The following is a 10,474-nucleotide window of genomic DNA, read 5'->3' on the forward strand; positions in this document are numbered from 1 at the left end:
CGCTCAACCAGTGCGGACTCACCACAATTCGGGTCAACCAATGCCAAATTTTCGAACATGCGTTCGATGTTAAGCGCGGCCTCCGACAAGATGGGATCTCACGTCTATGCCGTCCCTATCGTCTACAGGTCAGGGGCGACGGGAGGACGGGGCCGATGCCGAAAACTGAGTGGACAAAGCGGGTGGGCGCCGGCGATTGGCAGGCGATCGCCGCGGACGTCAACGACTTCGGCGGTGCGCTGTTGCCGCGACTCCTGACGCCGGCCGAGGCCAGGCGGCTGCGCAAGCTGTTCGCCGAAGACCAGCTGTTCCGCGCCACCATCGACATGGGCCCTCGTCGTTACGGCTCTGGCCAGTATCGCTATTTCCACTCCCCCTACCCAGAGCCGATCGAGGATCTCAAGCAGGCGCTGTATCCGCGGCTGTTGCCGATCGCGCGGGATTGGTGGATCAAGCTGGGCCGCGACGCGCCGTGGCCGGACAGCCTCGACGAGTGGCTGGCCATGTGCCATGCCGCCGGCCAGCAACGCTCGACCGCCCTGATGCTCAGATACGGGCCGCACGACTGGAATGCGCTGCACCGAGACCTCTACGGAGACTTGGTGTTTCCGCTTCAGGTGGTGATCAACCTCAGTGACGCCGAAACCGAGTACAGCGGCGGGGAGTTCATGCTCGTCGAACAACGGGCCCGGGCGCAATCGCGCGGCACCGCAACCCAATTACCGCAGGGCCACGGCTACCTGTTCACCACCCGCGACCGGCCGTTGCAATCGGCTCGCGGATGGTCGGCCGCCGCGGTCCGCCACGGCCTGTCCGTCGTGCGGTCCGGCGAGCGTTACGCGTTGGGCCTGATTTTTCACGACGCCGCCTAGCTAGGCCAGGGCATCGGCGACTGGTGTTGCGGCGGAAGCCGAATCGCGTCCCAATGCGATTGTCGCCGCCGTCATCGCGGTGACCGCCAACGCCAGAACCACACCACCGGGCCGCGCACCACAAGTGCTCACCGAGTACGACGACGCCCAGCAGCACCGCCACCACCGGCTCGCCGACCAACATGATCGGCACCGACGCCTGCAAGGCACCGATCATCCCGAGCAGCACGGCCACGGCGGTGGCCAACAACGTGGCGCGGGTTCGCCCGACTGCTCGGCGGGCGACCAGGACGCAGACGATCACCCGCTGGGACCGAACTGGCCAGCGCCACTGTCCAGGCGGGCACCGGCGGACGGTAGTGGCCCTCGCGCGGCTGCCCCACCAGAACAAACACGGTGAGCGCTGCGGTCAGCAACAGCGCCAACACCAATCACGGCCCCGCACATGCTGATTGGAGAACCGCGCACCCAGCGGCAGCACGAACAGCAGCGACGTCACCAGCAGGGGCTGCACGAGCAACAGCGACCCGTGTGCCAGCGCCACTGCTTGGAACACATATCCGCCGACCGCACCCAGCGTGGCCGCCCACCATGACGGCTGGCGGACCCAGGACGTCACGATCGCGCCCGAGTCCTCGGGGTGGCAGGCTCCTTCTTGGATTGCACGCTGCCGAACGACGATGCCCACGGCCGCCCAAACGCCGCGAGCAGTGCTGATCCGATCGCCAGAGCGTGCGACGCTAACCATTCCAGGGTTGGCCCACTACCCGGCCGCCCGCGGTCTCTAACCCAAATACCCGGTCTGATTCACCAGCCGCACCGACGACGCGCCGTCGGGGTAGAACTCCGCAATGCTCAACGACGCCAGGTCGAGATGCAGCCGGTAGAGAATCCCCGGCCCGGCATCAAGCGCTTCCCGCAGCAGCATTTTGATCGGAGTGACGTGCGATACCACCAGCACAGTGTTGCCGCCGTGGTCGGCGACCACGCGGTCGCGCGCGCGGCGGACCCGCTGGTTCACCTCGTCGAAGCTTTCCCCGCCCGGCGGCTCTGTACTGGTGTCGCGCAGCCAGCGCCGGTGCAATTCGGGGTCGTGTTCGGCGGCCTCGGAGAACGTGAGACCTTCCCATCCGCCGAAATCGGTTTCGATCAGGTCGTCGTCGACGGCGACGTCCAGGCCCAGCGCTTTGGCGGCCGCCGTCGCTGTGTCGTGGCAGCGCTGCAGGGGCGAACTGATCACCGCTGCGATGCCGCCGCGCGCCGTTAGATACCGGGCGGCGGCGTCAGCCTGCTGTCGGCCCAGCTTGGTCAGCGGCGGATTGCCGCGCCCTGAGTAGCGCCGCTGCACCGACAGCTCGGTTTGGCCGTGCCGCAGCAACAGCAGCCGGGTAGCGGCGCCACGCGCGCCGGTCCATCCCGGCGGTGACGGGTTCGCACTGACCGTCGCCGGCGATGACGTGTCGGTCTGTTCGGCCGCGGCGTCCATCGCCTCATTGGCCAACCGGTCAGCGTGCGAATTCTCCGCTCGCGGAATCCATCTGTAGCTGACCCGGTCGAACCGCGACGCCAGCGCGCGAGCCTGAGCGTTGAGTTCGGCGAGGTCAGGATGTTTGACCTTCCAGCGTCCCGACATCTGCTCGATAACCAGTTTGGAGTCCATCGACACCGCGACTTCGGTGGCCTGTAGCTTCGCTGCCTCTTCCAAACCCGCTATCAGGCCGCGGTATTCGGCGACATTGTTGGTGGCCTGACCGATCGCCTGCTTGCTCTCGGCCAGCACGAGCGAGCGGTCCGCCGTCCAGACCACCGAGCCGTAGCCCGCCGGCCCGGGGTTGCCGCGGGACCCACCGTCGGCCTCGACGACGACCTTCACTGGCTTGCGCCTCTGAGTCGCAACAAGATTGCGCTGCACTCGGGACACCGCAGCACTTCGTCATCGGCCGCCGCCGAGATCCGGGCCAGCTCGCCGCGGTCGATCTCGATCCGGCACGCCCCACAGCGGCGACCCTGCAACAGGCCCGCTCCCGGTCCGCCCCCGGCCCGCTGTCGTTCGTACAGCGCCACCAGCTGTGGATCCAGTTCGGCGGTGAGTTCGTCGCGCCGTGCCGAGTAGACACGCCGATGGTGGTCGATATCGGCCAGGGTTGTGTCGAGAGCGTGCTGTGCGGCGGCCAGATCGGATTCCAGTGCCTCGACGGTGGCCTGCTCTGCGGTCCGTTGCACCTGCAACTGTTCGCGGCGCTCCATCACCTCCAGCAGCGAATCCTCCAGGCTCGTCTGGCGGCGCTGCAGGGTCTCCAACTCATGCTGCAGCTCCGACAGCTGCTTGGAGTCGGCCACCGATTGCAGCAGCGACCGGTCCCGATCCTCGCGCTGCCGCACCCCATCGATCTCCGATTCGAACCTCGAGACTTGAGTGTCCAAGTCTTCCAACGCAATCTGCAGCGCTCCGAGTCGATCGCCGGCGGCGACCTGGTCGGTTTGTATCCGCTCGCAATCGGTCCGCTCTGGTAGGTGGCCGGCACGATGGTCCAGCTTGGCCAGCTCCGCGTCGAGCTCGGCAACTTCGAGCAGTGAGCGCTGCTGCGCGACTTCGGCTTTCATGCGTCCTTTCCCCCGCTGTCGCTCTCGACGTTCCACGGATCGGTGCGGATCGGACACACATGAACGGGCAGCGCTGCGCCGAAGACCGACCGCAGCACATCGGCAGCCTGCTCACACCACGGGTATTCGCTGGCCCAATGAGCAACGTCGAGCAGCGCAACATCCGACGCGCGGCGGTGCTCATCGGCCGGGTGGTGGCGCAGATCTGCCGTCACGTAGGCCTGGACATCGGCGGCCGCCACGGCGCCCAGTAGCGAGTCGCCCGCGCCGCCGCACACTGCAACCCGGGAAACCAGCCGGTCCGGGTCACCGGCGGCACGCACGCCCCACGACGTCTGCGGCAGCCCGGCCCGCACTCGGGACACGAACGCGCTCAACGGCTCTGGCCGCGGCAACGAACCGATTCGGCCCAGTCCGACGTCGCCGGGCGGCAGGGTGAGCGCGATGATGTCGAAGGCCGGCTCCTCGTAGGGGTGTGCGTCTCGCATCGCTGCGAGCACTCGGCCCCGTGCCCACGCGGGCGCGACAACCTCGACCCGATCCTCGACAACCTGTTCCACCGCGCCCACGCTGCCGATCGCCGGTGACGCACCGTCCTCGGGCAGGAATTGACCGGTGCCTGTGACGCTCCAACCGCAGTGCGAATAGTCGCCGATGTGGCCGGCGCCGGCCGCAAAGATCGACGCTCGCAGCGCCTCCGCATTCTCCGGCGGCACGAAGATCACCCACTTGTCCAGATTCTGCGACGCCGCGGCGGGTTCCAGAACTGCCTCGACGGTCAGCCCCAGCGCGTGCGCCAACGCATCGGAGACGCCCGGCGACGCCGAGTCGGCGTTGGTGTGCGCGGTGAAAAGCGAACGCCCGGTGCGGATCAGCCGGTGCACCAACGCGCCCTTGGCGGTGCTTGCCGCCACTGTGTCCACCCCACGCAACAGCAGTGGATGGTGGGCCAGCAGCAGACCACCGTCGGGAACCGCGTCGACCACCGCCGCGGTGGCGTCGACCGCGATGGTCACCGAACTCAGCGCATCATCAGGGTCACCGCAGACCAGTCCAACCGAATCCCACGACTGCGCAAGCCCGGGCGGGTACGCCTCGTCCAGCGCGTCGATGACCTCGCCCAACTGAATCGTCATCGCAGCACCCCACTCGTGGCGATGTCAGCAATCGCCTCGACGAGCACCGGCCACTCCGGCCGGACCGCGGCACGTAGATATCGCCCGTCCAGGCCGACAAACGTGTCACAGCGTCGCACCGCAATTCCTCTGGTGTGCAGATGTTTTCGCGTCAACTCGGCATCGCCGACAGTGAACAACACGAACGGCGCGCGGCCATCGACCGCCTCGACACCCGCCGACCGCAGACCGGACACCATCTCCGCACGCATCTCCGCCAACTGCCGGGCGTCTGCCTCGGCTTCGGCAACCGCCCGCGGCGCGCAACATGCCACGACAGCGGCCAGTTGCAACGTGCCGACCGGCCAATGCGGACGGGTGGCGGTCAGCTGCGCTAACACCTCCGGCGCAGCCAACGCGTAGCCGACCCGCAGGCCGGCCAGTGACCACGTCTTGGTGAGACTGCGCAGCACCACCACGTCGGGCAGCGACTCGTCAGCCAGCGATTCCGGCTCGCCGGGAACAGCATCGGCGAACGCCTCATCCACCACGACGATGCGGCCGGGGCGCCGCAACGACAGGAGCTGTTCGCGCGTGTGCAACACCGCGGTCGGGTTGGTGGGGTTGCCGACCACGACCAGGTCAGCCTCATCGGGCACCCGCACACCCGCCAGACCGAACGGCGGATCGAGCACGACGTGCCGCACCGGAACGCCGGCCGCCCTCAGCGTCGCGTCCGGCTCGGTGAACGACGGCGCGATCACCGCGGCCAGCTTTGGGCGCAGGTTAGGCAGCAGGGCGAATCCCTCGGCGGCCCCGGCCAACAGCGCGACCTCCGCTAGGGCCCGGCCATGCCGGGCCGCGACCGCCTGGATCGCCGCACGTTCGTCGTCGGCGCCCGGGTATCGCGCCAAGTCGGGCAGCCGTGCGGCCAGTCGCTCCATCAACCAGACCGCCGGTTGCGCGTGCCGGATGTTGACGGCGAAATCGAGCATGCCGGGTTCTGCCGCTTGATCGCCGTGGTAGCGCGCCGCCGCGAGCGGGATCGATGCGCTCGACTCCAGACTCGCCACAACTGAAACAGTAACGACCGCGCCGCGAAGCCCGGTATCGGGACACGACCACCGGTACGCCGGGCCATCCTGGACAATAGGAACGTGACAGGCAGGGTCTCGGCAGCTGATTCGATCCCGCTGGTCCCCCAGCTGGTGATCTTCGACCTCGACGGCACCCTGACCGACTCCGCGGACGGAATCGTCTCCAGCTTCCGCCACGCGCTCGGCGAAATCGGCGCCGCCGTGCCCGCGGGCGACCTGGCCAGCCAGATCGTCGGGCCGCCTATGCACCACACCTTCGAGGCGATGGGGCTGGGCGAGCACTCCGACGCCGCGATCGCCGCCTACCGCGCCGACTACTCCACCCGGGGCTGGGCCATCAACAGCCTCTTCGATGGGATCGGACCGTTGCTGGCCGACCTGCGCGCCGCAGGGGTTCGTCTGGCGGTGGCCACCTCGAAGGCCGAACCCACCGCACGACGCATCCTGGCCCACTTCGGCCTCGACGGGCATTTCGAGGTGATCGCCGGAGCCAGTGTCGACGGCACCCGGGCCGCCAAGGCCGACGTGCTCGCGCATGCGTTGGCGCAACTACAGCCGCTGCCCGAACGGGTGCTCATGGTCGGCGACCGCCGCCACGACGTCGAGGGAGCGGCCACCCACGGCATCGACGCGGTTTTGGTTGGCTGGGGGTACGGTCAGGCCGACTTCTCCGACGCGACGAGTGGTGCCGTGCACGTCGAGACAGTCGCCGAGCTGCGGAGGGCGTTAGGTGTCTGATTCCAGGCTGCACATCACCTTCGTGTGCACCGGCAACATCTGCCGGTCGCCGATGGCCGAGAAGATGTTCGCCCATCAGATCACCGAACGCGGGCTGGACGACGCCGTGCGCGTCACCAGCGCAGGCACCGCCGGCTGGCACATCGGCAAGTCCGCCGACGAGCGGGCCAACCGCGTGCTGCGCGCACACGGTTATCCCACCGATCACAGTGCCGCGCAGGTCGACATCGACCATCTCAACGCCGACCTGGTGATCGCGTTGGCCCGCAACCACGTGCCGCTTCTGCAACAGCTGGGTGTCGAGGCCGACCGGCTTCGGATGCTGCGATCCTTCGATCCTCGTTCCGGCGTTTTCGTTCTCGACGTCGATGACCCCTACTACGGCGATAACCACGACTTCGAAATCACCTTCGCCGCGATCGAGGCGTCGCTGCCCGGATTGCACACGTGGGTTGACGAGCAACTGGCCAAGGACGGACACGGCTGATGCGGCGCCGGGCCTTCCTGCTACGGCCGGGCTGGATCGCGCTGGCCGTGGTGGTGATCGCATTCACCTACCTGTGCTTCACCGTCCTAGCGCCGTGGCAGCTGGGGAAGAACACCAAAACCTCGCGGGAGAACAACCAGATCCAACAGTCGCTGACAACGGCGCCGGTTCCGTTGAAAGACCTTTTGCCACAGCAGGATTCATCGGCCACTGACGGGCAATGGCGCAGGGTGACGGCGACCGGCCACTACCTGCCGGATAGGCAGCTGGCGGTCCGGTTGCGGGTAGCCGAGGGCGAGCCGGCCATGGAAGTGCTGCTGCCCTTCGTCGTCGACGGCGGGCCCACCGTCTTGGTCGACCGCGGCTATGTGCGGCCCCTACCGGGTTCGCGGGTGCCGTCGATCCCCCCACCGCCACGCGAAACAGTGACCATCACGGCCCGCCTGCGCGATTCCGAGGGCCCAGTGCCGGACAAGGAGTCTTTCGTCAGTGATGGTGTGCGGCAGGTGTATTCGATCAACATAAGTCAGATCGCCACGTTGACCGGAGTTCCGCTGGCCGGATCGTATCTGCAGCTGGTCGACGGTCAGCCCGGCGGACTGGGCGTCATCGCCCTGCCTCACCTGGACGCCGGCCCATTCCTGTCCTATGGCATCCAGTGGATCACGTTCGGCGTCGTCGCCCCAATCCTGTTGGGCTACTTCGTGTACGCCGAGCTGCGGGCACGCCGCGCCGACAAGGCTCAGGCATCAACGGCGAAGTCCACCGACAAGCCCGCGACCGTCGAAGACAAGCTCACCGACCGCTACGGACGGCGACGCTGATACCGGCGAACACTAGCGCCGCGGCGGCCTGCACCGCGCGCGAAAGCCGGACGGCGCGACGCAGATCGGTCACTGTCGGCGGCGGACCGTCACCGAGAGCCGGCCGGATCTGCAGCTCGTAGTGGTACTGGGTGGGCCCGCCGAGGCGCACACCCAGCGCGCCGGCGAACGCCGCTTCGACCACTCCGGCATTGGGGCTGGGATGGCGACTGGCATCGCGCCGCCACGCGGTAAGAGCGTCCCACGGCGAGCCACCGACGATTGGCGCGCACACCACCGTCAGCGCCGCGGTCACCCGCGCAGCGATGTAGTTGGCAGCATCGTCCAACCGCGCTGCGGCCCAACCGAATCGCGCGTAGCGCGGTGAACGCTGACCGATCATGGCATCGAGTGTGTTGACGGCACGGTACCCGAGGACGCCGGGAACGCCGCCCGCCACCGCCCATAGCAGCGGCGCCACCTGCGCATCGGAGGTGTTCTCGGCGACCGATTCCACTGTCGCGCGGGTCAATCCCGCGGCGTCGAGCAATGCCGGGTCACGCCCACACAGCGACGGCAGCAGCCGTCGGGCTGCCTCGAGGTCATCGCCGCTGAGCAACTCCCCCATCGCCGATCCGATGCGCGCCAGCGAGGTTCCACCCAGCGCGACCCAGGTGGCCGCCGCGGTCGCGGCGATCGACCAGAACGTGCCGCACTGGCGAGCTTGCCGCTGCACACCGGCGCCGAGCAGGCTCACCGCACCGACGAGAGTTGCGACGTGCACGGCACCGGCGGTGCGGGTATCGCGGTAGCTGAACCGCTGCGCCGCGGTTGCGGCAGCGCCGAATCCCGCCACCGGATGTCCCGCCGGCGGGTCGCCCAGCGCCAGGTCGGCCAGGTAGGCGACCAGCACACCGAGCATCCGCGTATGCCGCGTGGCGCCAAACACTCCGGCAGCGTCTCACACGTGTTGTACTCGATTGATGGGGCCTTCATCGCGGGCGCGGCCCGCCGGAAGCAGAAGGAAGCGCAACGCCACCCGAGCCGCCGACCTGCTGAATCCCGCCGCCGTGCTGCTGCCCGCCGCGAACGTGATCATGCAGCTGTCGTTACCGGGTGTCGGTTACGGCGTGCTGGAAAGCCCGGTCGACAGTGGCAACGTCTACAAGCACCCGTTCAAGCGGGCGCGGACCACCGGAACCTACTTGGCCGTCGCGACCATCGGCACCGAGTCCGATCGCGCGCTGATCCGTGCTGCGGTCGACACTGCGCATCGCCAAGTGCGGTCGACGTCGTCAAGTCCGGTGTCCTACAACGCGTTCGATCCGGGATTGCAGCTTTGGGTTGCCGCTTGCCTTTACCGGTATTTCGTCGACCAGCATGAGTTCTTGTACGGCCCGCTTGAGGACGCGGCCGCCGATGCGGTCTATCAAGACGCCAAGCGACTGGCCACCACGTTGCAGGTACGCGAGGCCATGTGGCCACCGGACCGCATCGCGTTCGACGACTACTGGAAGCGATCGCTGGAGGACCTGCGCATCGATCCCGCGGTCCGCGAGCACCTGCACGGAGTGGCGGCGATGGCCTTTCTGCCGTGGCCGTTGCCGGCGCTCGCCGGGCCGTTCAACCTCTTTGCCACGACGGGCTTCCTGCCCCCCGAGTTCCGCGCCATGATGTGCTTGGGGTGGTCGGAAACCCAGCAACGCCGGTTCGGATGGTTGTTAGCTGCCCTGCGGATGGCCGATCGGCTGATTCCACATCAAGCGTGGATTCTGGGCTACCGCGTCTACCTGTGGGACATGCGCTTTCGCGCCCGCCGAGGCTGGCGGGTGTTGTGAGGCCTAAATGGCGATGACGAGGGCGACCATGCCGATGAAACCCAGTATGGCCACCCAGAACCACGCCTGCAGGAAGATGGGTCCGGTATTGGTATCGAAGTCCTTGGGCAGAACGTCGGAATCGGTGCGCTCGGGAGTCAACTGCGAAGTCATATACCAAGCATGACTAATTAGTCAGACGAAGTAAATGTGGCGCTCGCCACCCTCGGACTGCCGATGCGATCTAGGTCACACTTGGAAGGCCTGCCCGCTCGCCCGCCGGCGCGCACTGGCCAGAAAGGAACTCCATTCATGGCTTTTCCGGCACTCAATCACGTCGCGTTGACTGTTCGCGACATGGCCGTCAGCGGCCCCTGGTACCGCCGCCTGTTCGACGCCGACCCTGTGGTCGACGAGCACACCGCCGCCGGATTCCGGCACCTGGTGTGGATCCTCGATGGCGGCACCCTGATCGGAATCCACCAGCATGAGCATCCGGCACCCAACGAACGGTTCAGTGAGTTTCGGGTCGGCCTGGACCACGTCGGCTTCGGTTGCGCCAACCGAGCCGAGCTGGAGACCTGGATGGACCGGCTCAATGAGCTGCACATCCAGCACGGCGGAATCGTCGATGCGCCCTACGGCTCGGGTTTGAGCTTCCGTGACCCGGACGGCGTTGCGCTGGAGTTCTTCGCACCTCCCGGGAAGTGAGCACGACGCGACCCACAGCCCGTCGCAATGTGTCAGCATTGCCTCGTGATCGCCAATCACATTGCGCGTGTGCTGGTCGGCGCAGTAGCGACCATGCTGGTGGCGCTGGTGAGCGTGCCAATCAACGCCGCCCCGGCATCCGCTACGCCGTGTCCTGACGTAGAGGTGACGTTCGCGCGCGCCACCACCGAACCGCCCGGCATCGGCCAGCTGGGACAGGACTTCATCGA

General features: G+C 67.5%; 14 protein-coding genes and 1 pseudogene. 8 read left to right on the top strand and 7 right to left on the bottom strand.

The window, feature by feature from the left end:
- The first annotated feature begins 155 nt into the window (after nt 1-155).
- Nucleotides 156-872 (top strand): 2OG-Fe(II) oxygenase, encoded by a 717-nt coding sequence (locus WAO18_RS10575; RefSeq protein WP_422206193.1) that lies wholly within the window; start codon nt 156-158, stop codon nt 870-872.
- Between the two features lie 79 nt (nt 873-951).
- Nucleotides 952-1,272, top strand: a complete 321-nt coding sequence (locus WAO18_RS10580; protein WP_422206194.1) for a hypothetical protein — start codon at nt 952-954, stop codon at nt 1,270-1,272.
- Between the two features lie 9 nt (nt 1,273-1,281).
- Here the strand turns inward: WAO18_RS10580 and WAO18_RS10585 are convergent, their stop codons facing one another.
- The 5 genes from WAO18_RS10585 to cobC all read right to left on the bottom strand — a co-directional run bounded on the left by WAO18_RS10585 (nt 1,282) and on the right by cobC (nt 5,664).
- On the bottom strand, nt 1,282-1,560 hold the full coding sequence (locus WAO18_RS10585; protein ID WP_422206195.1) for a DMT family transporter: 279 nt from the start codon (nt 1,558-1,560) through the stop codon (nt 1,282-1,284).
- Nucleotides 1,561-1,656: 96 nt separating this feature from the next.
- Complete coding sequence (locus tag WAO18_RS10590; RefSeq protein WP_422206197.1) at nt 1,657-2,745, bottom strand: bifunctional RNase H/acid phosphatase; 1,089 nt, start codon at nt 2,743-2,745, stop codon at nt 1,657-1,659.
- Nucleotides 2,742-3,476, bottom strand: coding sequence for a zinc ribbon domain-containing protein (locus WAO18_RS10595; protein ID WP_422206199.1), 735 nt, complete (start codon nt 3,474-3,476; stop codon nt 2,742-2,744). Before WAO18_RS10595 ends, WAO18_RS10590 begins: the two co-directional genes overlap by 4 nt.
- Nucleotides 3,473-4,612: a YqfO family protein gene (locus tag WAO18_RS10600; protein ID WP_422206201.1), complete on the bottom strand. Its 1,140-nt coding sequence runs from the start codon at nt 4,610-4,612 to the stop codon at nt 3,473-3,475. The genes WAO18_RS10595 and WAO18_RS10600 overlap by 4 nt, the downstream gene beginning before the upstream one ends.
- Complete coding sequence (cobC, locus tag WAO18_RS10605) at nt 4,609-5,664, bottom strand: Rv2231c family pyridoxal phosphate-dependent protein CobC (RefSeq protein ID WP_422206203.1); 1,056 nt, start codon at nt 5,662-5,664, stop codon at nt 4,609-4,611. Before cobC ends, WAO18_RS10600 begins: the two co-directional genes overlap by 4 nt.
- An 84-nt stretch (nt 5,665-5,748) precedes the next feature.
- Here cobC and WAO18_RS10610 point away from each other — a divergent pair, with 84 nt between their 5' ends.
- From WAO18_RS10610 to WAO18_RS10620, 3 genes are read left to right on the top strand one after another with little or no spacing between them, the layout of a single operon-like run.
- A complete protein-coding gene (locus tag WAO18_RS10610) occupies nt 5,749-6,426 on the top strand; it encodes an HAD hydrolase-like protein (protein WP_422206205.1) in 678 nt (225 codons plus the stop codon).
- Complete coding sequence (locus tag WAO18_RS10615; protein WP_422206207.1) at nt 6,419-6,913, top strand: low molecular weight protein-tyrosine-phosphatase; 495 nt, start codon at nt 6,419-6,421, stop codon at nt 6,911-6,913. The genes WAO18_RS10610 and WAO18_RS10615 overlap by 8 nt, the downstream gene beginning before the upstream one ends.
- On the top strand, nt 6,913-7,737 hold the full coding sequence (locus WAO18_RS10620) for an SURF1 family protein (RefSeq protein ID WP_422206209.1): 825 nt from the start codon (nt 6,913-6,915) through the stop codon (nt 7,735-7,737). The genes WAO18_RS10615 and WAO18_RS10620 overlap by 1 nt, the downstream gene beginning before the upstream one ends.
- On the opposite strand, the gene WAO18_RS10625 is transcribed toward WAO18_RS10620, so the two are convergent.
- Nucleotides 7,709-8,638: a cobalamin biosynthesis protein gene (locus WAO18_RS10625; RefSeq protein ID WP_422206217.1), complete on the bottom strand. Its 930-nt coding sequence runs from the start codon at nt 8,636-8,638 to the stop codon at nt 7,709-7,711. The two genes, WAO18_RS10620 and WAO18_RS10625, sit on opposite strands and share 29 nt — an antisense overlap.
- Before the next feature lie 61 nt (nt 8,639-8,699).
- Here WAO18_RS10625 and WAO18_RS10630 point away from each other — a divergent pair, with 61 nt between their 5' ends.
- A complete protein-coding gene (locus WAO18_RS10630; RefSeq protein WP_422206211.1) occupies nt 8,700-9,554 on the top strand; it encodes an oxygenase MpaB family protein in 855 nt (284 codons plus the stop codon).
- A 3-nt stretch (nt 9,555-9,557) separates the two neighbouring features.
- Here the strand turns inward: WAO18_RS10630 and WAO18_RS10635 are convergent, their stop codons facing one another.
- On the bottom strand, nt 9,558-9,707 hold the full coding sequence (locus WAO18_RS10635) for a hypothetical protein (protein WP_422206213.1): 150 nt from the start codon (nt 9,705-9,707) through the stop codon (nt 9,558-9,560).
- Between the two features lie 138 nt (nt 9,708-9,845).
- On the opposite strand from WAO18_RS10635, the gene WAO18_RS10640 reads away from it, so the two are divergent.
- Nucleotides 9,846-10,244 carry a VOC family protein gene (locus WAO18_RS10640; protein WP_422206215.1) on the top strand — a complete coding sequence of 133 codons (399 nt, stop codon included), beginning with the start codon at nt 9,846-9,848 and terminating at the stop codon, nt 10,242-10,244.
- A gap of 45 nt (nt 10,245-10,289) precedes the next feature.
- Nucleotides 10,290-10,474 (top strand): annotated as a pseudogene (locus WAO18_RS10645) (cutinase family protein); the annotation flags it as partial.

The organism is Mycobacterium sp. (genome assembly GCF_049278535.1).
Taxonomy (GTDB): domain Bacteria; phylum Actinomycetota; class Actinomycetes; order Mycobacteriales; family Mycobacteriaceae; genus Mycobacterium.

Excerpts from the sequence above, each read along its gene's own strand:
- WAO18_RS10575 (WP_422206193.1), top strand. The coding sequence starts at position 156 with ATGCCGAAAACTGAGTGGACAAAGCGGGTGGGCGCCGGCGATTGGCAG.
- WAO18_RS10595 (WP_422206199.1), bottom strand. The coding sequence starts at position 3,476 with ATGAAAGCCGAAGTCGCGCAGCAGCGCTCACTGCTCGAAGTTGCCGAG.
- WAO18_RS10600 (WP_422206201.1), bottom strand. The coding sequence starts at position 4,612 with ATGACGATTCAGTTGGGCGAGGTCATCGACGCGCTGGACGAGGCGTAC.
- WAO18_RS10620 (WP_422206209.1), top strand. The coding sequence starts at position 6,913 with ATGCGGCGCCGGGCCTTCCTGCTACGGCCGGGCTGGATCGCGCTGGCC.
- WAO18_RS10625 (WP_422206217.1), bottom strand. The coding sequence starts at position 8,638 with ATGCTCGGTGTGCTGGTCGCCTACCTGGCCGACCTGGCGCTGGGCGAC.
- WAO18_RS10630 (WP_422206211.1), top strand. The coding sequence starts at position 8,700 with ATGGGGCCTTCATCGCGGGCGCGGCCCGCCGGAAGCAGAAGGAAGCGC.
- WAO18_RS10635 (WP_422206213.1), bottom strand. The coding sequence starts at position 9,707 with ATGACTTCGCAGTTGACTCCCGAGCGCACCGATTCCGACGTTCTGCCC.
- WAO18_RS10640 (WP_422206215.1), top strand. The coding sequence starts at position 9,846 with ATGGCTTTTCCGGCACTCAATCACGTCGCGTTGACTGTTCGCGACATG.